Annotated in this window: 18 protein-coding genes and 4 pseudogenes; 15 read left to right on the top strand and 7 right to left on the bottom strand. The window is 69.6% G+C overall.

Annotated elements, in window-relative coordinates:
• Positions 1 to 92: 92 nt before the first annotated feature.
• On the bottom strand, positions 93 to 662 hold the full coding sequence (locus tag ACGFU7_RS41905; RefSeq protein ID WP_393703420.1) for a hypothetical protein: 570 nt from the start codon (positions 660 to 662) through the stop codon (positions 93 to 95).
• Between the two features lies 1 nt (position 663).
• On the opposite strand from ACGFU7_RS41905, the gene ACGFU7_RS41900 reads away from it, so the two are divergent.
• The 5 genes and pseudogenes from ACGFU7_RS41900 to ACGFU7_RS41880 all read left to right on the top strand — a co-directional run.
• Positions 664 to 2583 carry a hypothetical protein gene (locus tag ACGFU7_RS41900; protein ID WP_393703418.1) on the top strand — a complete coding sequence of 640 codons (1920 nt, stop codon included), beginning with the start codon at positions 664 to 666 and terminating at the stop codon, positions 2581 to 2583.
• Positions 2584 to 2594: 11 nt separating this feature from the next.
• Positions 2595 to 2891, top strand: coding sequence for a hypothetical protein (locus ACGFU7_RS41895; RefSeq protein ID WP_393703416.1), 297 nt, complete (start codon positions 2595 to 2597; stop codon positions 2889 to 2891).
• Between the two features lie 4 nt (positions 2892 to 2895).
• Positions 2896 to 3354 carry an MBL fold metallo-hydrolase gene (locus ACGFU7_RS41890; RefSeq protein WP_393703414.1) on the top strand — a complete coding sequence of 153 codons (459 nt, stop codon included), beginning with the start codon at positions 2896 to 2898 and terminating at the stop codon, positions 3352 to 3354.
• 16 nt (positions 3355 to 3370) lie between these two features.
• A complete protein-coding gene (locus ACGFU7_RS41885) occupies positions 3371 to 4066 on the top strand; it encodes a hypothetical protein (RefSeq protein ID WP_393703412.1) in 696 nt (231 codons plus the stop codon).
• Between the two features lie 120 nt (positions 4067 to 4186).
• Positions 4187 to 4285, top strand: a pseudogene (locus ACGFU7_RS41880) (hypothetical protein); the annotation flags it as partial.
• Positions 4286 to 4381: 96 nt separating this feature from the next.
• Here the strand turns inward: ACGFU7_RS41880 and ACGFU7_RS41875 are convergent.
• A pseudogene (locus ACGFU7_RS41875) lies at positions 4382 to 4588 on the bottom strand (carboxymuconolactone decarboxylase family protein); the annotation flags it as partial.
• Positions 4589 to 5650: 1062 nt separating this feature from the next.
• Here ACGFU7_RS41875 and purB point away from each other — a divergent pair.
• Both purB and mug read left to right on the top strand, forming a co-directional pair.
• Positions 5651 to 7093 (top strand): adenylosuccinate lyase, encoded by a 1443-nt coding sequence (gene purB, locus ACGFU7_RS41870; RefSeq protein ID WP_383958613.1) that lies wholly within the window; start codon positions 5651 to 5653, stop codon positions 7091 to 7093.
• Between the two features lie 19 nt (positions 7094 to 7112).
• On the top strand, positions 7113 to 7676 hold the full coding sequence (gene mug / locus ACGFU7_RS41865; protein WP_393703410.1) for a G/U mismatch-specific DNA glycosylase: 564 nt from the start codon (positions 7113 to 7115) through the stop codon (positions 7674 to 7676).
• Between the two features lie 419 nt (positions 7677 to 8095).
• On the opposite strand, the gene ACGFU7_RS41860 is transcribed toward mug, so the two are convergent.
• The 3 genes from ACGFU7_RS41860 to ACGFU7_RS41850 form a co-directional block, all read right to left on the bottom strand.
• The gene (locus ACGFU7_RS41860) at positions 8096 to 8533 is read right to left on the bottom strand and encodes a hypothetical protein (RefSeq protein ID WP_393703408.1); all 438 of its coding nucleotides are present in this window, start codon (positions 8531 to 8533) and stop codon (positions 8096 to 8098) included.
• Positions 8534 to 8632: 99 nt separating this feature from the next.
• The gene (locus tag ACGFU7_RS41855; protein WP_393703406.1) at positions 8633 to 9370 is read right to left on the bottom strand and encodes an ABC transporter permease; all 738 of its coding nucleotides are present in this window, start codon (positions 9368 to 9370) and stop codon (positions 8633 to 8635) included.
• A 2-nt stretch (positions 9371 to 9372) separates the two neighbouring features.
• The gene (locus tag ACGFU7_RS41850; protein WP_393703404.1) at positions 9373 to 10311 is read right to left on the bottom strand and encodes an ABC transporter ATP-binding protein; all 939 of its coding nucleotides are present in this window, start codon (positions 10309 to 10311) and stop codon (positions 9373 to 9375) included.
• Positions 10312 to 10419: 108 nt separating this feature from the next.
• Between ACGFU7_RS41850 and ACGFU7_RS41845 the strand changes: the two genes are divergently transcribed.
• From ACGFU7_RS41845 to ACGFU7_RS41835, 3 genes are all read left to right on the top strand, one after another.
• Positions 10420 to 11625 carry a sensor histidine kinase gene (locus ACGFU7_RS41845; RefSeq protein ID WP_393703402.1) on the top strand — a complete coding sequence of 402 codons (1206 nt, stop codon included), beginning with the start codon at positions 10420 to 10422 and terminating at the stop codon, positions 11623 to 11625.
• Positions 11597 to 12247: a response regulator gene (locus ACGFU7_RS41840; protein ID WP_393703400.1), complete on the top strand. Its 651-nt coding sequence runs from the start codon at positions 11597 to 11599 to the stop codon at positions 12245 to 12247. Before ACGFU7_RS41845 ends, ACGFU7_RS41840 begins: the two co-directional genes overlap by 29 nt.
• A 100-nt stretch (positions 12248 to 12347) precedes the next feature.
• Positions 12348 to 13505 carry an ROK family protein gene (locus ACGFU7_RS41835; protein ID WP_393703399.1) on the top strand — a complete coding sequence of 386 codons (1158 nt, stop codon included), beginning with the start codon at positions 12348 to 12350 and terminating at the stop codon, positions 13503 to 13505.
• 49 nt (positions 13506 to 13554) lie between these two features.
• On the opposite strand, the gene ACGFU7_RS41830 is transcribed toward ACGFU7_RS41835, so the two are convergent.
• Positions 13555 to 14322, bottom strand: coding sequence for a GntR family transcriptional regulator (locus ACGFU7_RS41830; RefSeq protein WP_393703398.1), 768 nt, complete (start codon positions 14320 to 14322; stop codon positions 13555 to 13557).
• 306 nt (positions 14323 to 14628) lie between these two features.
• The gene (sigJ, locus tag ACGFU7_RS41825; protein WP_393703397.1) at positions 14629 to 15510 is read right to left on the bottom strand and encodes an RNA polymerase sigma factor SigJ; all 882 of its coding nucleotides are present in this window, start codon (positions 15508 to 15510) and stop codon (positions 14629 to 14631) included.
• Between the two features lie 153 nt (positions 15511 to 15663).
• Here sigJ and ACGFU7_RS41820 point away from each other — a divergent pair, with 153 nt between their 5' ends.
• The 5 genes and pseudogenes from ACGFU7_RS41820 (at position 15664) to ACGFU7_RS41800 (ending at position 23074) form a co-directional block, all read left to right on the top strand.
• Positions 15664 to 16494, top strand: a complete 831-nt coding sequence (locus ACGFU7_RS41820) for an alpha/beta fold hydrolase (RefSeq protein WP_393703396.1) — start codon at positions 15664 to 15666, stop codon at positions 16492 to 16494.
• Between the two features lie 10 nt (positions 16495 to 16504).
• A pseudogene (locus tag ACGFU7_RS41815) lies at positions 16505 to 17241 on the top strand (PLP-dependent aminotransferase family protein); the annotation flags it as partial.
• A 91-nt stretch (positions 17242 to 17332) separates the two neighbouring features.
• Positions 17333 to 18913, top strand: coding sequence for an alkaline phosphatase D family protein (locus ACGFU7_RS41810; RefSeq protein ID WP_393703394.1), 1581 nt, complete (start codon positions 17333 to 17335; stop codon positions 18911 to 18913).
• Between the two features lie 73 nt (positions 18914 to 18986).
• A complete protein-coding gene (locus ACGFU7_RS41805) occupies positions 18987 to 20360 on the top strand; it encodes an SWIM zinc finger family protein (RefSeq protein WP_393703392.1) in 1374 nt (457 codons plus the stop codon).
• Positions 20357 to 23074 (top strand): annotated as a pseudogene (locus ACGFU7_RS41800) (DUF6493 family protein). The gene ACGFU7_RS41805 and the pseudogene ACGFU7_RS41800 overlap by 4 nt, the downstream one beginning before the upstream one ends.
• Positions 23075 to 23178: the final 104 nt, after the last annotated feature.

Genomic DNA, 23178 nt, shown 5'->3' with positions numbered 1-23178 from the left:
AGGCAAAGCGTTCCGATCGACGTCTCGACACCGCCGAGGTCACCCCCACCGTCACCCGTGAAGTCGACGACGAAGGTGTTGCTGATGCTGTTTCACCCGCGGAACCGATCTCCGTAACCGACAGCCAGGTTCACTGCTGTCCGCGCATCCCTCGATCGGCCGGCCGATCTCACCCTGCCCGCAATTACAGCTCGATCGAGCGGGCTGCCACGGACGACCGGGCGGCGGTCGCCGTGGGCCTGACGTTCTCCGCCGCCGCGCTGAAACTCGAGGGCGTCCTCGGCGCGCTCACGCACCTGACGGGTCTGCAGCTGCTCGATCTGGACGGCGCGATCACCGGTCCGGCAACCGCGCCGCTCATGCAGCTCCAGGCTGCTCCGGTCACGCCCATCCCGATCCAGGGCCTCGACCTGCCGCTCGTGTTCACGGCCGTGTCGGCGCCGCCGTCCGGGAACGGCAAGATCCAGATCCCACCCCCGCCGGTCGAGAGCTACCTGCAGTTCCTCTCCGAGGTGCAGATCGGCAGCGCCCCGTCGATCCCCGTGTCGCTGCGCTTCGTGGGCGTCGGCCCCATGCTGACGTTCAGCGCCGACCTGCGGCAGATCAGCCAGTACGCGATGAGCGCCCTGCAGCAGTTCGTCCCGGGGCGCGCCGATCAGCACGATGCTCGACGACGTCTTCGAGATCGGCGGCTACGTCGGTCTGCGCGACCTCAGCGTCCATATCGGCACCGACCCGCCGTCACTCGCGGCGATCGGACTCGGTGTCGGCACCACCAAGCCGCTGAGCATCGTGCCGCACTGGGTCGACATCCCGGATGTCCACGTCGACTTCATGGTCGACAGCCCGGCCGACTCTCCGACGGTCACTGCTCTGCTGAGCGGCACGTTCGACTTCCTCGACGACATCCCGGTGACGATCACCGCCGCGTACCCGGAGATGGTCTTCACCGGGAGCCTCCAGCCGGATCAGCCGATTCCACTCGCCCACATCGTCGAAGCGTTCGTCCCGAGCGTCACGTCGTTTCCCGCGCTCGGTCTGGACCAGCTCTATGTGGCCGCCGACTTCGGTCAGCAGCGGTACGCGTTCCAGCTCGCGATCCTGAGCGGCTGGAAGATCCCCATCGGGATCGCGCAGTTCGAGCTTGAGCAGGCCTCGCTCGCCCTGGGGTACGACGGCGCCGCGGCAGCGAGCGGCTTCAGCGGTGAGATCGCGGCGAACGCCGTGCTCTTCGGACAGGACGACACGGAGATCGCGCGGTTCTTCGCCGACTGGAAACTGCCCGGCGCCGACTTCGTGCTGCAGGGCACCTTCCCCGAGATCGGCCTCACGCGGCTGGCGACGGTGCTCACCGGAGGCGGGGTCCCGAACGCCGAGGGGGTTCCGGAGATCGTCCTGCGCGACTCGCTCGTGCGGCTTCGGATGGAGGAGGCGGCCGGCCGGCGGCAGCGGCTGACCGGCACGACGAGCTATCGCTTCGACCTCGCCACGACGGTCGACGTCGCGAACATCGGTCAGGCCGCGCTGGCGTTCGAAGTCCGCCGTGGCACGGACGGGCAGACCGGCTTCGCCGCAGGCCTGGTGCTCCAGCCCGGGTGGAAGCCCGACCAGCTCTGGAGCGGGCTGCGCAGCGTCATGGAGGTACTCGAGGTCCAGGACGCGGGCCTGGTCCTCTCCTCGATCACCGACCAGCAGTTCACCCTGCCGGGCTTCGACCACCTGCCCTACGTGCCCTCGGTGATCCAGCCCGGTGTGACGTTCTTCAGCGCCGTCGAGCTCAAGGGCGACGTCTTCTCCATGCTGCGCCGCCTCTTCGACCATGACCTCGAACTGGACCTGTACGCGCGCATCGACCCCTCGCAGATCGTCGACTCGGAGATCAAGGCGTCCCTCCCGGGCGACGCGGGCAGGAACGCGGTCAGCTTCACCGGCCTCGAGGTCGACATGAAGCCCGGGGCAGGCCACTTCTCGATCACCGCCGGCGCTCGGTTCGTGATGTTCGGGGAGTCGCTGACGCTGCGCGGCATCGGCGTCATCGATCTCGGGCCCCCACCGAGCGGGACGTTCGCCGTCAACGCCACCGACTGGGAGCACCCGTTCGGCATCACCGGCCTGACGATCCGCGCGTTCGGGCTCAGCGTCACGCTCGACGCGGAGGGCCTGGGCGTCGGCGTACTCGGGGACTTCATCATCGGCGACGACCCCGCGACGCAATTCGAGTTCTCGGTCGGCGGCGACGTGAAGGACTTCGAGGTGCCGGACGCGTTCGTGTGCGCACTGGAGTCGGTGTCGCACCGGGCGCTCAAGGTGACCGACCTCATCAAGCAGTACACCTCGATCAACCTGTCGGAGGTACCGCTCCTCGACGGCCTGGCGTTCACCAAGCTCGACTTCTACATCGTCGCCAACCCGACCGGGTGGACCGGACCGGGCGGCTACTATCCGGCCGGGATCGGCATCTACGCGGACCTGACGCTCTACGACTGGCAGCTCACACTCAGCCTTGAGGTGGACGAGAAGCACGGAATCCTCGCCGACGGCGCTCTGAGCAAGCCGATCGAAATCGCCGACCTCCTGAACTGAGCGGCACCCGGGTGAGCGCGAGAACCCAGCACGTCAACACGTTCCTGCTGGTCCTCAGCCCCAGTGGCAATCCGTTCGAGTGGTTGCTCTCGGCGCTGACCGCGCCGCTGTTGCAGGCAGTCACGGCGGTGTTCTCGCCGCTCATCACCAAGGCGTTCGAGGGGCTTTCCTTACCGGTGACGACCCTGCCGAGCGTATCCATCGACACCAGCGGCGTGCGCCTCGTCGTCACGCCGACCGACGCGCACTTCGCGACGTTCGCCGGCCTGACGTCGATCGAGGGCACGGCCCGGATCACCGGAGGCTGACCCCATGCCACCCAGCAAGGTCATTCGCACCAGCGGGACAAAACTCGGCCCTGGCGCCAAGCTCACCGTCGGCTTCATCAACACCGGCCAGGGCAACGCCGTCCTCGTCACCTACCCGAACGGCAACTTCATGCTCGTCGACTGTGGCTCACAGACGACAAGTACCAAAGGCTGGCCGTTCACGCACGTGCAGAGCTACATCACGAGCGTCACAGATGGCAACGCCATCTCCTGCGTAGTCCTCAGCCACGGCGACGACGACCACACCGCCTTCGTCCCGTACATCTCAGAGGCGGCCAGGCCTACTTACGTGCACTACGGCGGCGCGATCAGTGACTACAGCGAGGACGTGCAGGTCTGGATCAAAAAAACAGGAGAAAGACCAGTTCGTCTACAAGTACAAGCCGGACACCTGCATCCCCCAGCCGGACGCCGACTTCGCGTCCGAGACGACGCCGGGTGAGGCCTGGACGATGGTGTTGTCCGCCAGCTATGGCAAGGCGCCGAACAGCAAGAGCGTCGTGCTGATGATCCGCTTCGGCCAGCACGTGGTGGTCCTCCCGGGCGACGCGGACACCACCACCGAGGCATTCATCCTGAGCAAGGTCCCAAAGAAGCTCCTCGCCGGCTGCACCGTCCTCATGCCCGGCCACCACGGCGCCGCCGAGTCGACGGGAAAGCCGTGGCTCGATGCGTTGGACCCCGACGTCGACGTGATCTCGGCGAGCGGCGCGAACATGGGCTACGCCCACCCCAACTGCGCAACGATCACCTTGCTGGAGAAGTACTGCCTCGCCGGAGCCACCAGCCACGACGTGACCTGTTCGACTGGCAAGGGCTCCCCCTACAAAGTCTGGGCCACCGTCGAGTCGGTGCTGACCACCGCCACCAACGGCGACGTGCGCTTCATCTCCGACGGCACGAACTGGCGGCTCCTGGCCAGTTCGACGTCGGTACACGAACTCGCGCAAGAGCAGCCCCACCCCCTGCTGCGCTCGATGGTCGCCAACGCTCCCTGGAACCGGCGCCCGGCCGTCCAGTATCCGGCGGTGCGGCTTGGCCAGGATCCGGGCCTTGGACCACTCGCCGAACCGACGGTGAGCCGTCGTGCCCGGGAATCCGAACGACGAAGGCAGCTGCTGACGGGTGCACCGGGTGGGTGGCCACGAGGATGATCGCGTGACGGGCAGGGCGGCTTCATCGAGCGTCCCTTCGCCTCCGGGCCCGCCGGCGCGACCATCAGCAACGTCCGCTTCGCCGACGCCGACGGGGATGGCAAGGCCGACTACCTCCTTGTGGGCGCGAACAGCCAGGCCACCGTCTGGATCAACAAGGGCGGCGACGGCGCGGGCGGCTTCGAGGCGCCGCGCCCCTTCGCCGCAGGGCCCGAAGGAGCCACCGCGGACAACGTCCGCTTCGCGGACGTCAGCGGCGACGGAAGGGCCGACTACCTCGCGGTGGCTGACAACGGCTCCGTCCGCGCCCGACTCAACCACGGCGGCGAGCTGGTCCTCGTCGTAGTGCTTGGCGGCGTTCGCCCATGCCTCGTCGGTCACGCCGCCCGCGCCGTCGGCGATGCGGGTGCCCTGTTCGGCCAGTTCCAGGGCGGCGCGCTCGGCGTCGGTGAAGACCGTCGCCTCCCGCCAGGCCGCGCCCAGGTTGAGGCGTACCGAGGTCTCTCCGGCGTGCTGCGCATCGGCCGCACGACACGTGTCGTCACCGCATCATTGCTCCGCGTGCTCGAAAGCGGAGAGCCTGAGTACCACGGTGCCCGCGCCGGACGCTGCACGCCGTCGTAGCCCGCCGCGCCACGAAGCCCCGCCGGATATCCGTCGGGGCTTCGTCGTCTCACGCGCCCTGCCAGAATCCGGCACCGGCCAGGACGACGCTCACAGCCGCGGCCCTGAGAGCGGCGACCGCGTCGATCCGCTTCCCTGGTTCCCTCGGCAGCGCGAAGGGTGCTGAGATGGCGAGCGAGGGCCCGCAGCTGCGCGGCGTGGTCGACGAGCGCCACGGCCGGCGCGTACAGCTCGGCCGACGCCAGTGTCCGGGCGAACCCGAACATTTCGACGTAGACACCCACGTGCCGGCGGGCGCACCGACCGTAACGGGGACTGCCCCAGCTCCACAAAGTGGAGCGGTTCGCCGTCGTGGGTCATGACGCCCTCGGCGCCGGCATGGGCGAGGACGACCCGGCACTCGACCGGGTGCTCGGTGTGGCCGGTGCACCAGTCCGGGCGGGTGAGGTGACCGGGCCATGGTCAAGGGTCGGCACCGTGGCGGTGCGCGGCGCGCGCATCGGCCTGCCTGCCTCCTTCCCCGCAGCACTCCAGTGGCAGTACCCAGAGGAGGGGTGCTCGGCAAGACGGGCCGCAGGTAGTCCGCAGACCAACCAAAGTCGTCGCCCTGCTGGGCCCCCTCCAGGGCGACCCGGGCGTGCACGACGCGGTCGGGATACGGACGGACGCCTTCTTGTTCTTGTGGCCGGCGCGGGCACGGCGAGTGCTTCGAGGACAGCAGTAAGGAGGCCGCCCAGCTCGGCGCTCAAGCTACGGTCTTGCATGGCTTCAGCTCCCTTGATCAGAAGGGTTTCGCCTCAAGGCCCCGGCGGTCCTTGAATCACCGGCCCGGGGCCGTTTCGTCTCACGCGTGTCTCACACGCTGTATGTGAGACGGTGGTCCAGGAGCCTCTGACCTGGACCTTATGGACTTTGTGGACGCTCACGAACCGCTTAAGACAACAGGTAAACTCTGGACACGTGACTGCTGTGTCTGCGAAGCCTCGCATCCCCAATGTCCTGGCCGGCCGCTACGCCTCCACGGAGCTGGCCGTCCTCTGGTCCCCCGAGCAGAAGGTGAAGCTGGAACGCCAGCTGTGGCTGGCGGTGCTGCGCGCTCAGAAGGACCTCGGGATCGAGGTGCCGGACGCCGCCCTCACCGATTACGAACGTGTCGTCGACCAGGTCGACCTGGCCTCGATCGCCGAGCGCGAGAAGGTCACCCGTCACGACGTCAAGGCCCGGATCGAGGAGTTCAACGCCCTCGCCGGCCATGAGCAGGTCCACAAGGGCATGACTTCCCGGGACCTCACCGAGAACGTCGAGCAGCTTCAGATCCGGCTCTCCCTGGAGCTGATGCGCGACCGCACGGTGGCGGTCCTGGCTCGGCTGGGCAAGCTGGCGGGTGAGTACCGCGAGCTGGTCATGGCCGGCCGCTCCCACAATGTCGCCGCGCAGGCAACCACGCTCGGCAAGCGCTTCGCGACCGCGGCGGACGAGCTGCTGGTGGCCTATGGGCGGCTTGAGGACCTGCTGGGCCGCTACCCGCTGCGGGGCATCAAGGGCCCCGTGGGCACGGCCCAGGACATGCTCGACCTGCTGGGCGGCGACGCCGGAAAGCTCGCCGAGCTCGAGCAGCGCATCGCCGGGCACCTCGGTTTCGCGCAGGCCTTCACCTCGGTCGGCCAGGTCTACCCGCGCTCGCTCGACTACGACGTGGTGACCGCACTGGTGCAGCTGGCCGCGGCACCCTCGTCGGTCGCGAAGACGATCCGTCTGATGGCCGGGCACGAGCTGGTGACCGAGGGGTTCAAGCCGGGTCAGGTCGGCTCGTCCGCGATGCCGCACAAGATGAACACCCGCTCCTGCGAGCGCGTCAACGGCCTGATGGTCATCCTGCGCGGCTACGCGTCGATGACCGGCGAGCTGGCGGGCGACCAGTGGAACGAGGGCGACGTGTCCTGCTCCGTGGTCCGCCGCGTGGCACTCCCCGACGCGTTCTTCGCCTTCGACGGTCTGCTGGAGACCTTCCTGACGGTGCTCGACGAGTTCGGGGCGTTCCCGGCCGTCGTCGCCCGTGAGCTGGACCGCTACCTGCCGTTCCTCGCCACGACCAAGGTCCTGATGGGTGCGGTGCGCGCCGGTGTCGGCCGTGAGGTCGCCCACGAGGCGATCAAGGAGAACGCGGTCGCCTCGGCCCTGGCCATGCGTGAGCAGGGCGCCGAGCGCAACGAGCTGCTCGACAAGCTGGCCGCCGACGAGCGCATCCCGCTGGACCGCGCACAGCTGGACGCGCTGATGGCCGACAAGCTCTCCTTCACGGGAGCGGCGGGCGACCAGGTCACCGCGCTGATCTCCCGCATCGAGGAGATCACCAAGCAGCACCCCGAGGCCGCCGGATACACGCCGGGCTCCATCCTCTGACGGCCACCGCCACAGCCGGATGACACCCGAAGAGCTCCAGGCCGCCCGCGACCGCACCGTTCCCGATGTGGTCGCGGGCGGCCTGCGTGTGCTGTTCTGCGGGATCAACCCGAGCCTGATGACAGGGGCAACGGGCCACCACTTCGCCCACCCCGGCAACCGCTTCTGGCCGGTACTCCATCGGTCCGGCTTCACCCCTCGGCAACTGAAGCCGGCAGAGCAGACCGAACTGCTGCGATACGGCCTGGGCATCACCAATGTGGTCGCCCGGGCGACCGCACGGGCGGACGAGCTGTCCGCCGAGGAGTACCGCGAGGGCGGACAGATCCTGGCAGCCAAGGTCGAGCAGCTGCGGCCGCAGTGGCTGGCAGTCGTGGGGGTCACTGCGTACCGCACCGCCTTCGGCAGACGAACCGCCCGGATCGGCCCGCAGGACCATACAATCGGCGGCGCCCGCGTCTGGGCCCTGCCCAACCCCAGCGGCTTGAACGCCCACTGGACCGCTCAGACGATGGCGGAGGAGTACGGACGCCTCCGCGCCTCCGTCGAATGCGACGGCGTCATCACCGCCGAAAGAGCCTGAGACTTCGGTGCCTGCATGGCGGCTTGACGCCGTGCAGGCACCGGGGACGCACGGCGGCTTGACGCCGACGGCCGCCTGGTTGTGGTTGCGGCTGTTGCTGTCGTCGTGCCGTGACCATAGCCGACCGCAGCAAGAAGGCCGGGAGGGCGGCCGGTCCGTCCGTCGGTCGGTCGGTCGGGCCTTCAGTCGGTCGGGCCGGCGATCGTGACCCGTCGCGGAGTACGGGAACCCAGGCCCCCATCACAGCCGGCGGCTGCCTGGTCCGTCGCAGAGGGCTGGTTCCGGGCCCATCACGGCGAGCGCCGGCGGGGCGGTCGCGGAAGGGTGGTGACAGGACCTGTCCACAGGGGGCGGATACCCGGGCCGGACACAGCGGGCGGCTGCCGCGTCCCGTCTCAGCGGGAAGCAGCCTGCTCGTGTCATGGCGGATCAATCTCCGTCACTACAACGCCCAGCTCGCAACCAGGGCCTTCCTCCTCCAGGTAGAGCCCCATGGCAACCCATCGGTCCCCGATCCGCCAGAGCTGGAGGTACTCGCAGCCCGCAACCGTCTCGGCCCACGCCTCCGGAACCTCCTCACCGGCCATCATCCGCTCCTGCGCACTCCACAGACTGATCGCCTGCGGCTCGCCCCAGCGGCCGGTGAGCAGCGTCAGCAACGCGTCATGCTCTGCGAGGCACTGGGCCCGGTGCTCCAGTCGCCCTGCCTCGTCGTCGTCCCAGTGATCGATGTCCGCGTGCAAGGACGCTGTGTGATAGCCGGGCCCGCTGACTCCCGAGCCTGACCGGATGCGCTCCGCGGGGAAGTCCCGGGTGCGCATCCCGTCGATGAGGCGGAGGTGATGTGCGGTGGTCATGCCGCTAGTAAACCGCCCAGCACTGACAAGCAGCCCCGCCTCATGAGCTTTGAGGGGCTTTCAGCCGTCTTGCTCCGTCTTTGAAGACGTGGCAGCCGACTATGCGTCCCTGCGCCGGATCGCCCACCAGCCTGCCAGCAGTGCGGCCGCTGCCCACGCCGCTGCCACTGCGAGTCCGCTCCATGGTCCGAGACTGCCTTCGGGGTTCTGGTGGAGCACCAACTGTCCGGCCCGGTCGGGCAGATATTGTGCCGCACCGCCTGCGACATCTCCGATCACGAAGGAGACGATGAGGATGAACGGAATGAGCAGGCTGAGCACGGCCACGGCGCTGCGGAGCAGTACCGCCAATCCGGCTGCGAACAGGGCCATCAGGGCCAGATATATGCCCCCGCCGAAGGCTGCCCGCAGGGCACCCGGCTCCCCCAGGCCGATCGCGTACTCCCCCATGAAGGTCTGTCCCACCAGGAAGGCGCTGAAGCTGGCGACAAGGCCGACGACGAGAGCCGGCGCACCGACGAGTGCCATCTTGGCCGCGTAGAAGAGATTGCGGCGCGGCACGGCGGCGAGCGATATCCGCAGGGCGCCGTTGAGGTACTCGGAGGAGATCGCGGTTGCCCCGAAGCTGATGGCCGCGATCTGGCCGAAGTTCAATGCGTAGAAGGCATCGAAGAGCGGCTCGGCGTCTGGGTTGTCCGCCTCGGCCTGGCCGACGGTGGCGAATGCGAGCACCGTGATGGCAAGCGTCACGAGGAGGACCGCTATCAAGGATGCGGCGACGGACCGCACCGATCTGATCTTGATCCACTCGGAGCGCAACACTGCGGTGGTCGACATGGTCAGGCCTCCTGACGGTTGGTGGATGAGGTCGCCGCAGACGCGAATTCCATGGCGCCGGCAGTGAGGTCGAGGTAGGCCTGTTCCAACGTGGTCTGCTCGTCGATGAGTTCAAGGACGGGAATGCCTTCGACGGCGGCTATCGCACCGATCTCCCCGGCTTTCGCACCCTCAACGATCCAACGACCGTCGTCACCCTGCGCAGGTTCATATCCCTTACGGATCAGGACATCACGCAGCCGAGTGGATTCGGTCGTGCGCACCCGCACCCGGGGTCGGCTGCGGGAGTCCAGGAAGTCCTGCATCGGCAGGTCGGCGAGGAGCCGGCCCCGGCCGAGGACCACCAGGTGGTCGGCGAAGGACGATGTCTCGTTCATCAGATGGCTGGAGACCAGGACCGTGCGACCTTCTCGGGCGAGCCGCTTCATCAGCTCGCGGATCCAGATGATGCCTTCCGGGTCCAGCCCGTTGGACGGTTCGTCCAGCATCACGACCTCCGGGTCACCGAGCAGGGCGGCCGCTATGCCCAGCCGCTGCCGCATGCCGAGCGAGAACGTCTTGATGCGCGTTCCGCCGACCGCGCCGAGGCCTGCCTCCTCCAGGACTTCCTCCACTCTGCGCGCACCCATGCCGTTACTGGCTGCGAGGGCCAGCAAGTGGTTCCGCGCGGTACGCGAGCCATGGGCGGCCTGGGCATCGAGCAGGGCGCCCACCCGGCGCAGCGGATCGTCGAGCGTGGCGTAGGGCTGCCCGCCGATCGTGGCCGTGCCGCCGGTGGGCCGGTCCAGGCCGAGAATGAGTCGCATGGTGGTGGACTTCCCGGCGCCGTTGGGGCCGAGAAAGCCGGTGACGCGGCCGGGTCGCACACTGAACGTGAGGCTGTCCACGGCGCGGGTCGTGCCGTATTCCTTTGTGAGCTCATGGACGTCGATGCTGGTCATGTCCTCAGCCTCGCGGTCGCGTCCGGTGCCTGGCCTCCCCCGGGGGTGGGGATCATCTCCCTCGCTCGGGGGAGCCGCCGCGCCCGTGCGGGCTGGCACGATGACAGCATGTTCCGCTTTCTCCGCCCGCTGGCCGCACCTGTCACCTACACCCGGTGGCTGCATCTCCTCATCCCGGGTGCGGCCTACAGCGTGTGGATGTTCATCTCCCCGGACACTCCGTGGGCGCCCATGGTCTTCGCTGTGCCGGTCGGGTTGTTGCCCGGTATGAGGCTGGCCGAGGCTGTTCAGGCACAGCTGCTGCTCATGCCTGAGGAGCGGGGCAGACCCGACGCCGCGATCTCCGCGGCCGCTGCGGGCACATGGGCGGATCGCTGGAGAACCGTACTGTGGCTGGAGATGCGACTACTGTTCGCCGTCCCCGTGGGGTTCGCAACGGTGTGGCTGTTGGCGACCGCGGTTGACCTCGTCCTCACCGCATCGGGCGTCGGCCCGAGCGACCAGTGGCTGGTCCGCGGAGTGGAGCCGCACTGGTGGTACGCCCTGCTCGCCCCCCTGCCCATCCTGGTGCTGCTGGCCGTGGTCGTGGCGGGCGGGGAGCTGATCACTGCGACCGCCCGCCGGCTTCTCGGTCCCTCGCCGGTGCAGCGGTTGACCGCTCTGGAGGAGCGCACCGAGCAGTTGCTGGAGCGCAATCGCATCGCACGGGAGCTGCATGACTCGATCGGGCACGCGCTGACGGTCGCGGTCGTGCAGGCGGGTGCGGCCCGGGCGGCTCACAACCCGGAGTTCACCGAGCGGGCACTGGCCGCGATCGAGGAGACCGGCAGGGACGCGCTCGACGATCTGGAGCGGGTTCTGCGGGTACTGCGCGAATCGGGAACACCGGTGGGGCAGCGGCCCACGCTCGCGGAAGCGGACCGGCTCCTTGACTCCGCGCGTGGTTCGGGGGCGAAGATCGATGCGGAAGTGTCCGGTCCGCTGGAGCAGGTTCCCGGGGCGGTCTCGCGTGAGGGTTACCGCATCCTTCAGGAATCCCTCACCAATGTGCTGCGTCACTCCGGGGCGGTTCCCGTCCGGGTGCGGATCAGCGTCGCGAACGGTCGGCTGGAGTTGGAGGTGGCCAATCCGCTCACTGATTCGATGGGTACGACGGGCGGCGGGAGCGGGCTGCGGGGCATCCGTGAGCGGGCCGCACTGCTGGGCGGAAGGGCCAAGACAGGCCCGTACGACGGCGAATGGAGGGTGCAAGCGAGTCTTCCGCTGAACGGCCTAGGCTGGTCTGATGCCGGTTACCGTTCTTCTGGTCGATGACGAACCCCTCGTCCGCGCGGGGTTGCGCGCGGTTCTTGAGGCGCAGCCCGATATCGAAGTGGTGGGCGAGGCGGGTGACGGCGCCGCAGTGATCCCGTTACTGCATCAGCTGCGCCCCGATGTGGTGGCCATGGATGTCAGGATGCCGCTGATGGATGGCATCGAGGCGACGCGGGTGGTGCTGCGCACCGTGCCGGATCCGCCGAAGATCCTGGTGATCACCACATTCGAGAACGACGAGTACGTGTACGAGGCGCTGCGCGCCGGAGCGGACGGTTTCCTCCTCAAGCGTGCCCGGCCCGCCGAGATCGTGCATGCGGTGCGCCTGGTTGCAGAGGGCGAGTCGTTGCTGTTCCCGGCGGCGGTACGGCAGCTCGCCGCCGAGTACGGCACAAGCAAGGCGCGGGCGGCCATGGACCGGGCGTCGCTCACCGAGCGTGAGGCTGCGGTCCTCCGGCTGATGGCCCGTGGCCTGTCGAACGCGGAGATCGCCGCCAAGCTCGTGGTCGGTGTCGAGACGGTGAAGACCCATGTCAGCGCCGTACTGGCCAAGTTGGGTGCGAGGGACCGCACCCAAGCGGTGATCGCAGCGTACGAGTCGGGGTTCGTCACTCCGAGCTGAGGGCCACCGGCCCCGGATACCCGTTCCGGCCCGCAGTCGCCCTGCACCCGGGCAGCGAGTACCATCCGCCTGACATGCGCACGAGCTGGGAGGACACACCGTGGGCCGGCTGACCGGTGGGGATCCGTCGCTGCTGCGACGAATCAATTCCGCGGTGGTACTGCACGCCCTCCGGGGCGCCGGCTCCCCCACCCTCACGGACCTGACCCGGATCACAGGTCTGTCCCGGCCGACGGTCGAGGGCGTCATGGAGGGGCTCTTCGAGGCCGGACTGGTCGTCGAGTCGGTGCCCGACGGTGGTGAGACCCGACGTCAGGGGCGGCCGGCCCGCCGGTTCCGGTTCCGTGCCGAGGCAGGGCATCTGCTCGGCGTCGAGATCGGCCCGCATCGGATCTCCGCACTGCTGTCGGGGCTGGACGGCCGGATCATCGGGGCGGGCTCACGCGAGGTGTCGGAGACGGCCTGCGCCGACGACCGGCTCGACAAGGTCAGGACCGTGGTCGCCGATGTCCTGCGGCGGACGGGCGTGGCCCGGAGCAGTCTGCGTGCGGTCGGGGTGGGCAGCCCGGGCATCGTGGAGGCCGACGGGACCGTACGGCTGGCCACCGCACTGCCTGACTGGACGGGTCTGGCGCTGGGTGAGCGGCTGAGGCGCTCCTTCCGCTGCCCCGTCCTCGTGGAGAACGATGCCAATGCCGCGGCGGTCGCGGAGCACTGGAAAGGTGCGGCCACCGAGTCCGACGACATTGTGTTCGTCCTGGCAGGGCTGAGCCCGGGCGCCGGTTCGCTGATCGGGGGGCGGCTGCACCGCGGTTTCGGCGGTGCGGCGGGGGAGATCGGCGCGCTGCATCTCCTCGGCCGCGAGGCGACGCCGGAGAAACTTCTGTCGATGACGGACACGCCGTTGGACCCGTTGGACGAGCCCGCGGTCGCGGCCGTGTTCGCGGAGGCACGGCTCGGCGATGTCCGGGCGCAGGCGGCGGTCGAGCGGTTCGTTCAGCGCCTGGTGCACGATGTCGCGGCGCTGGTGCTGGCGCTGGATCCCGAGCTGGTGGTGATCGGCGGCTGGGCCGCGGGGCTGGACGGTGTGCTGGATCCGCTCCGACGTGAGCTGGCCCGCTACTGTCTTCGGCCGCCGCGGGTCACGCTGTCGCTGCTCGGTGAGGCGGCGGTGGCCACGGGGGCCCTGCGGCTGGCTCTCGACCATGTCGAGGAGCAGCTCTTCGCGGTGGAGGGAACGGTGACGGCCCGCCGCTGAGTGCGACGGGCCGTACGTAAACATCACAGGCCGGCGAAGCCGGCCCTGCTCAGGAGGCCTGGCGCTCCTGGCCGTGAGGGCTGATCTCCAGGTCGCCCGAGTCACCGAAGGTGAGTCGGCAGGTGTCGGCCCGGTAGGTGGCGACGGAGAGCGCCGCGGTACCGCCCGCCACGAGGTAGCGGGTGGTGACGACGAGAACGGGGGCGCCGGGGAGCCGGTCGAGCTCCTTGGCGTCGTCCACACGCGCCGAGCCGAGCTCGACCGAACGGTCCTGGCCGTCGAGGCCGAGGCGGTGCAGTTCGCGCAGGACACTGCGGGCCCGGGCGGGGCCGGACGGGGCGTCGATGGCGGAGAGTTCGGGCACGGACGACGACGGGATGTACAGCAGTTCCGCCGCGACCGACTGTCCGTGGGTGGCCCGGATCCGGCGGACGATGTGCACCGGCTCGTCGCCATCCACGCCGAGCGTGGCCACCACGGATGCCGGTGCGACCGCCGTCGTGCAGTCCACGGGCTGCCATGCCTCGCCGGCACCGCCGTCGGACCAGTCCCGCTGTGCCGTGGAGACGGCCACCCCGACGCGCGGCGGGGCGACGGTGGTCCCGACGCCGCGGCGGCGCTGCAGCCTGCCTTCGAGTTCGAGCTGTTCCAGAGCCTGCCGGAGCGTGGCTCGGGCGACTCCGAACCGGGCGGCGAGCTCACGCTCGTTGGGCAGGATCTCGCCCACCGCAAAGTCCGAGTCGAGTGCCTCACTGAGCACGGTCTTGAGGTGCCAGTACTTCGGCTCCTGCACCGTTTCCAGCTGCGTGGTCCCCACCCTGTCCTCCGCAATCGCCCAGCGGCTTTTCCGCGACGTTATTTATTAAAGGTTCCTGTCTTAACGTTGAGACCATAGGACGGGACACACCCTTGGTCAAGACCAATCCTCCTTCGGTCACGCTGCGAAGCGGGCCACTGCCGCAGAGCGTTCACAGGACGTTCGTGGTGCCGTGAGCCGCCCGCAGCACAAGGCCCCACGGCCGGGCAGACCGAGGGGCTTCGGGCAGGGACAGCAGAGTGATTCCTGGGCAAACCGGAAACGCCGGCGATGGCTGGGAGCGCACCCGGCGGCCGAGAGGTCCGGCTACTCTCCGGCCAGGCCGACGAGCTTGTCGGGATTGCGCACGATATATACGCACTGAACGAGGCCGTCCCTGACGTCCAGCTGGAAGACAGAGTCGGGCTTTCCGCCCGAGAGCACCAGCAGGCCCGGCCCACCGTTGAGCTCCAGGAACCGGATGTCGAGGCCCGGGGCCTGGTCGTGGACGGCGAAGAGGAAGCGGCCGACCTTGTCGGCGCTCTCGATGACCCGCAGCGGCGCCTTGGACTTTCCGCCGCTGTCGCCGACGAGGCGCACATCGGGGGCGAGCAGGGCCAGCAGCGCCTCGATGTCGCCGCCCGCCGCCGCGGCGAGGAACCGCTCCGTGAGGTCACGGCGCTGGACCGGGTCGACGTCGTAGCGCGGTTTGCGCTCCTCGACGTGGCGCCGCGCACGTCCCGCGAGCTGCCGCACCGCGGCCTCGGTCCGATCCAGGGTGGCGGCGATCTCGGCGTACGGGAAACCGAACGCCTCGCGCAGGACGAAGACGGCCCGCTCCAGCGGCGACAGCGATTCGAGGACGACAAGCACGGCGACCGATACGGAGTCGGCGAGAACTGCCTGTTCTGCGGTATCGGGCACGGCCGGCCCGAAGTCGGTGACGACGGGCTCCGGCAGCCACGGCCCGACGTATGCCTCGCGCTGCGACTGCGCCTGCCGCAACCGGTCGATGGCGAGACGGGTGGCGATCCTTACGAGAAAGGCGCGCGGCTCCCGTACATCCTCACGCGACGCGGACGACCAGCGCAGCCACGCCTCCTGCACCACATCCTCGGCGTCGGCGATCCTGCCCAGCATGCGGTAGGCAACCCCAATGAGCACGGGGCGGTGGTCCTCGAAGACGTCGGTCGCGGTGTCGGCTGTCACCCCTCCATCCCATCCCACACTCCGCAGACTGTCCAGCACGAATCGCCCGGCCTCTTGAACTGCAAGCTACCGAGCGGTAATTGTTGTTGACGAAATGTCTAAGTCACCTTCGGGCATGGCCCGTTCATGCCGGATGACCCCGGGAGCACCAGCATGGCCACCACGGTCTCGTTCAGCGTCGACTCACCGCAAGGGCCTCGGACCGTGTCCGTGGCGTATGAACGGGCCGGTTCCGGGGAGCCGTTGCTCCTGCTCCACGGTATCGGCCACCATCGTCAGGCCTGGGATCCGGTGCTGCCCGCCCTGGGCGTGGAACGGGACGTGATAGCCGTGGACCTTCCCGGTTTCGGTGCCTCCTCGGCACTGCCCGACGGTGTTCCGTACGACCTGGCGAGCGTGGTGCCGGTACTCGGTGCGTTCTGCGCGGAGCTCGGTCTGGACCGGCCGCATGTGGCCGGCAATTCACTCGGCGGCCTGCTGGCGCTGGAGCTGGGCCGCGAGAAGCTCGTGCGGTCGGTGACGGCGCTGTCGCCCGCCGGTTTCTGGACGGAGAGCGAGCGTCGCTATGCGTTCGGGACGCTGCGGGCGATGCGGCGGTGCGCACTGTCCATGCCGATGCCTCTGATCGAAAGGCTCTCGCGCAGCGCGGCCGGACGTGCAGCCCTGACCAGCACCATCTATGCCCGGCCCGGCCGCCGTTCACCCGGCGCCGTTGTCGCGGAGACCGTCGCCCTGCGCGAGGCGACCGGTTTCCACCAGACGCTTGCAGTCGGGCGGGGTGTCACGTTCACCGACGATGTGCCGGGGCTGCCCGTGACCGTCGCCTGGGGCAGCCGCGACCGGCTGCTGCTGCGTCGCCAGGGAATCAGGGCCAAGCACACCATTCCCGGCGCCCGGTTGGTGCGGCTGCCTGGTTGCGGACATGTTCCGATGAACGACGATCCGGCGCTCGTGGCGCGCGTCGTTCTCGACACCAGTCGCTGAATCGGCACCCGGCGTGCGCGCCGTCGTGACCACTCCGGCGCACCGGTTCCCCACCGGAATCGCCTGCTCCGCCGCCTGTCGCAGCAGGCTTCTGGACTGGGCACGCGCCACGGACGGGCTGATAGTGGAGGACGACTACGACGGCGACTTCCGTTATGACCGCGCGCCCGTCGGCGCGCTGCAGGGTCTCGACCCGGAACATGTCGCGCACACCGGTTCGGTGAGCAAATCGCCGGCCCCGGACTGCGGCCGGGCCGGCTGCTCGCACCGGCGACGATGACCGACGAGATCGTCGCCCGCAAACGCACGATGGATCTGGGCAATCCGGCCGTCGACCAGGCGGTCCTTGCCGACTTCAACAGCCGGGGGCGGCTATGACCGGCAGTTGCGCGGCTGCCGGCGCGCCTACCGCGAGCGGCGCGACACCCCGACCGCGGCGCCGGCGGAACACTTCCCCGGCACCGAGGTGAGCGGGATCGCCGCCGGTCCGCACATCATCGCCCGACTGCCCGAACGGTACGGCCCCGAGCCGGTGTTCGTGGCGCGCGCGGTTGAGGCTGAGTGGCGCTGCGGCCACTGGGCGACTTCGCCACCGTGCCTTCCACGGACCGAACGGTGAACCTGGTTCTCGGCTACGCACATCTGGCTCCTCAGGACATCGCGCAGGGTGTGCGGGTGCCGGCGGCGGCTCAGCGGGACGCGAACGGACCGGTCATCGGTGAGGGCCGGGGCCGGGTGTTCATCTGAGGTTGGTGTGCGCGCCGCCGACGGGCACAAGGGTGGGGTCGGTCGACCAGCCACCCGTTCGTCCGCTGACCACTGCCCCGGAGGCGCCTCGATGTCGTACCGTCCGCGTATTCCGTCCCTCGACCGCCGCAGTGTGCTGCGCGGTTCGCTCGCCGCGTCGGCCGCGCTCACACTCCCCGTGGTGGGCGCCGCGGCCCCCGCCTTCGCACTGTCCGGCAGGCCGCGCGCGGCATGGGGCGTGCAGGTGGGCGATGTCACCGCGTCGTCCGCGCTGGTGTGGGTCCGGTCGGACCGTCCGGCCAGGATGATCGTGGAGACATCGGCGACGGAGTCCTTCCGGCGGGCCCGCACATGGCACGGTCCGCTGGTCGGTTCCGGCACGGACTTCACCGGGACGACGCCGCTGTACGGGCTGCCGCCGGGTGAACAGGTGCACTACCGGGTGACGCTCGCCGACCCCGAAGACCCCCGCCGCACCGGCGAGCCGGTGTACGGCACCTTCCGGACCGCGTCCGCCCGGCGCCGGGACGGGGTGCGCTTCCTGTGGTCCGGCGACATCGCGGGCCAGGGCTGGGGCATCAACCCGGACATCGGCGGCTACGTGGTGTACGACGAGATGCGCCGCCTCGACCCGGACTTCTTTCTCTGCAGCGGCGACAACATCTACGCGGACGGGGTGATCGAGCCGAGCGTGAACCTGCCCGATGGGCGTATCTGGCGCAATGTCACCACCGAGGAGAAGGCGAAGGTCGCCGAGACCCTTGCCGAGTACCGCGGGAACTTCCGCTACAACCTGCTCGATCGCAACCTCCGCGAGTTCAACGCGCAGGTGCCTTCGATCGTTCAGTGGGACGACCACGAGGTACGCAACAACTGGTACCCGGGGCAGATCCTCGACGACCCCCGCTACACCGAGAAGAACGTCAATGTGCTGGCGGCTCGTTCGATGCGGGCGTTCCGCGAGTACTTCCCGGTGTCCACGCTGCATGGCTCGTCCGGCGAGGGCCGGATGCACCGAGTGGTGCGGCACGGTCCGCTGCTCGATGTGTTCGTCCTCGACATGCGGTCCTTCCGCAACGCCAACTCCCCCGGCCGACAGCCCGACGACACCATCGGCATCCTCGGCGCCGAGCAGCTCAGCTGGCTCAAGCACGAGCTCTCGCGGTCCCGCGCGGTATGGAAGGTGATCGCCGCAGACATGCCGCTGGGGCTGGTGGTCACCGACGGTGCGACGGACTTCGAGGCGGTCGCGCAGGGCGATCCCGGAGCTCCTCTCGGCCGTGAGCTCCAGATCGCGGAACTGCTCCGGTACATCAAGCACCGGCGGATCACCGGCACGGTCTGGCTGACGGCCGATGTGCACTACACATCGGCGCAGCACTACGAGCCCGAGCGCGCAGCATTCAAGGACTTCGCACCGTTCTGGGAGTTCGTGTCCGGACCGCTGGCGGCAGGTCAGTTCCCGGCCAACGCACTCGATGCGACGTTCGGTCCCGACCAGGTCTTCGTGCGGGCGCCCGACCGCGCGAACGTGTCGCCGATGGAGTCTCCCCAGTTCTTCGGCGAGGTCGACATCGACGGCGACAGTGGTGAGTTGACTGTACGGCTGCGGGCGCAGGGCGGTTCTGTGCTGTTCAGCAAGGTGTTGCAGCCGGGGCGCGTCGGACAGTGAACCGGCACGCTGAGCGGCGGCCCCGGGCAGTGGTCCGGGGCCGATTGTCAGTGGTGGGTTCTACGGTTCTTGCATGACCCGATCCGTTCAGGCATTGGCCTACTCACGCCCGTCCGCTCTGGAGTCCTCGCAGGCCGGACAGCTCCTCGGCCTGGAGACCGCCGGTGGTCACACGCCGCGGGGCACCGAGCGCCACCCGCGGTTCTTCTCCGGCTTTCTCACGTCGCCGAGGATCGCTGCCCGCGGCCTGCTGGCCGTGGCGGACGTGGCATCCGCGCGCTACTACCAGCGCACCCTGCCCTCGTCGCTCGACCCGGTGGTGACGGGCAACGGCGACCGGTTGCGCTTTGAGTCGTTCTCCGGCTGCTGCGGGGTGTACGCGCGCCTCGATGTGCTGCGGGACGGCCTGGACGGTGCGCAGACGGGTCACGGCACGACGAACGTGGATGTCAACAATCCACTGCGGGAGGCACTTTCACGGATAGCGGGAGACGATCCGCTGCACATGCGGGTGGGCCCGGACGAGTTGGCCGTCACCACAATGGACGGTCCGGTCGTGGAGAAGAAAGTGCCCCTGCCCGACCGGTGGTTGCGTGGCTTCGCCGAGGCGCAGGTGGTGTCCGCCGGTTTCGATCTGCGGGCCGAGCTGCCGGCCGCGGAGGCCGTGCGGTTCCTGCGTTCGCTGCCTCGTGCGTCGGGGAATGCCTCGCGGGGCGCGCAGTGGGTGGTTCCCGCCGGAAAGACCTTGCGGCCGACGACACGGCCGGTGGCGGGGGCGGTGTGTCTGCCGGGCCCCGAGCGGCTGGTGGCACTGCAGCGGGTGTTGCGTCATGCGACGTCACTGCGGGTGTACGGGCCGGTGGCCGACGGGACGGCGGCTGCGAGCGCCTGGGAGGTGGTGCTGCCGGGCATGCGGCTCACGCTGACGCTGTCGCCCGATGCCTCGCGCGGGTTCTCCGGCGAGGGCGGGGTACTCGATGCGCTGGCCACCGGCGATGCCGCGGCCGACGCCGAGCTGGTCTCCGTGCTCCTGGCCTGGGAGCCGCGGATCGAACCCGCCGACCTCGCGGAGCAGTCGGGTCTGACGGTAGAGCGGGTACGGGACGCGCTCACCCGGCTGGGGACGGCGGGCCGGGTCGGCTACGACCTCGCCGACGCGGCCTACTTCCACCGCGAGCTGCCGTACGACGCCGACCGGGCGGAGCGGCACAATCCGCGGCTGGTGGCGGCCCGGCAGCTGGCCGGCTCGGGCGCCGTCGCGCTCGACGGGGACGTGGCGGCCGTGGCCTCGGGTGAGCGCCGTTACCAGGTGAGGGAGAAGGACGGGATGCTGAGCTGTACGTGCCAGTGGTGGGCGGACTACCGCGGGCGTCGGGGCCCGTGCAAGCACGCGCTGGCCGTCCGGATGGCCCGTCGCAGTGCGCCGGTCGCCGGGGGTGTGCGATGAAGGAGCTGCTCACCGCCGTAAGGGAAGGGCGCAAGGAAGACGTGCCGGCGCTGCTGGCCCGGCTGGACAAGGCCGAACGCAGGTCGGCGCTGACGGAGTTGAAGACGCTCCGCAAGGAGGCGCGGAGCTGGCACTGGCACGAACAGGACAAGATCCGGAAGGCCCTGCTGGTGGCCGGGGCGGGCTGTCACACGGGCGCCGCGGGCTGCGCCACCTGGATCGGCGGCCGGGACCTGCTGGGCTGGACGCGGTCCCCCTACCCGCTGGTTCTCGAAGTCCTGGCGGACCGTGACCCCGCCTGGCTCGGTGACGTCGCGCATCGGCTGGCGGGACGGGCCACGACGGCGGAGACCGCATACGAGCTCATCTCCGGGCTGGTGAAGACCGCTCAATGCCCGGTGCCCACCACTGACGGCTTCGTGCAGGGCTGGGCCGAGACCGTCTCGACCGCGCCGTGGCGGCGGCAGAAGACACGGCCGCTGCACGACATCCTCCGTGCCGACCCGCATCTGACCGTTCTGGTGCCGAGGCTCTTCGAGGTGGCGGAACTCCCGCCGCAGGTGACCTGGATCGACGACCCCGACAACCCGTGCCACTGGCCCGAGGCGCTGGCCGTCCTCGTGGACGAGGGCCTGCTGGAGCGGTCGGTGCTGGTCAACAGTTGTGTGAGCCGGCTGCTGCGCGGCGGAAAGCCCGGCGATCTCCGTTTCGTTCTCGCCGTGTTGCGTCGGCTCGCGCTGACCGAGCAGGAGGAGGCCGAGCGGGTCGCCGACTGGATCGGAATGGCCGCGGACGGAATCTCCACCGTGGCCGGCCATGCCCAGGAGGTGCTCGCCCGGCTGGACGAGCGCGGCGAACTGCCCGTGCGGACCCTGGCGGATGTGTCGGGTTCGGTGCTGTTCCGCACCGAGAAGAGGCTGGTCCGGACCCAGCTCGTGCTGATCGGCAAGGCACTGCGCCGCGATCCGTCGACGGCCGACGAACTGCTGCCCGTCGTCGCGGAGGCCTTCGGGCACGAGGACATCGCCATCCAGGAGCGGGCGCTCAAACTCGTGGCGCGGTACCTGCCCGCCGTCGGTGACCCGGCGCGGGAAGAACTTGCCCTGTCCGCCTCGCTGTTGGGGCCGGCGCACCGCACGGCTGCGGCCGAGGTGTTCGGCGACCTGCTGGACGACCGGTCGGCGGCGGAGCCGTACGAGGAGTTGCTGCCACCCGTTCCGGCCCTGCAACGTCTCGAACCGGCACCGGCGACGCTGCCCGAGCTCGTCGAAGAGGTGGTGGTCCTGGCGAGATCCGCATCGCGGGATGTCACCGCCTTCTAGCGGGCGCTGGACGGGCTGGTCCGCCATGCCCACACCGACCGGTCGGCGCTGGCCGACGCGCTGCGTGATGCGCTGGCGGGTCAGTGGTGGCTCGACGAAGAACCGTTGCCCGAGGTCGAGCGGCGGCTCCGCTCGGAGGCGGGTATCGAGCTGGTAGTGGCCGTACTGCTCGGACGGGTCTCGGTACAGGCCGTGCATGACGGACGCGCCGCCTGGACCGGCACCGGGACCTGCGTCCATGCCGCGCTCATGGGGGTGATGAAGGCCCGGCTGTGGGAGGCCGCCGAAGCCGTGCTGAGCGGCAGCGCACCGTTCCTGCTGGCCTTCCCGACGTGGCACACCGGCTCGCTCGACCCTGCCGTGCTGGTCGAGCGACTGCGTACGTATCAGAAGCTCGGGATCCGGCCCGGAGACGCCGATTTCGCCCAGGCCCTGCTGCGCGTGCGGCGCGACGGCCAGCACGAGGCCACGGCGGCGGCGGCCCTGCTCGGCACCCCGGAGGGTGACCGGCTGGCCGCCTGGATACAGGCCGACGAGCCGCTCGCGCCCGTGTTCCGGTTCGATCTGGAGAAGCAGAAGTCCTTGGCCCAGGGTTGGGAGATGCGGCAACCGACCGACTGGACGCGGCGCGTCCTGATGGCCAGCGAGGAACGCCCGGTCATCCAGCGGGAGTTCCCTCGCTCCTTCCACTGGCTGGGCCATCCGCATACCCCGCGCCATCGCATCTGCTACCACTGGGGCGACCACTCGGGGTTCTGGCTCGCCACCCTGCCCGAGGACGGCGAGACGCTGGCCGCATGGCTGCTGCCGTCCATCGCAACTTGTGCGACCGATGAGCTGAGGGGCGCGGCGCAGCCGCTCACCGCACTCGTCGAACTCGGCGGGCCCGCCGCCGAGGCCATCCATCTGACCGTGGCGTACGGGCTGGGAGCCCGGCATCCGCAGGACCGGCTGTCGGCGGTGGACGCCCTGCTGATACTCGCGGCCCAGCACCGGCTGGACGCGGCGTTGCTCGGCGAGGAGCTGGCGATCCTTCTCGACCACAGCCTGGTGAAGCCCAGTCGCCTCGCGGACTCCGCCCGTACCGCAGCGGCCACCGGGGCATACCGGGCAGTGCTCTCCGTGCTGGCCCCCGTTCTGCCGGGACTCCTGGCGCACAAGAAGGGACCTCGCGGGCTGAGCGACTTGCTCTCCGTGGCCGCCGAGTGCGCGGAGCACTGTGGTGCGACAGGCCCCGAGCCGATACCCGGGCTCGCCGGAACGGCCGCGCGCGGCGGATCCTCACAGCTGGTACGCCAAGCGGTGCGCCTGAAGGCGGCCTGGGGGCAGGTTTCGGGACAGACGGGTGCGGGACCGGCGGGTGCGGGACCGGCGGGTTCGGGGCCGACGTGACGGCCGAGGACATCCTGGCGTAACCCGCAGCGGCCTGTCCGGCCCGACGGGTTCTGCCCGGACCGGGCAGGTCCCGTCCGGCCCGATGACTCCTGTCCGGACTC

Origin of the sequence: Streptomyces sp. NPDC048473 (assembly GCF_043200155.1) — a bacterium.
Taxonomy (GTDB): Bacteria; Actinomycetota; Actinomycetes; order Streptomycetales; family Streptomycetaceae; genus Streptomyces.
This window is presented reverse-complemented; position numbering and strand designations above follow the sequence as displayed.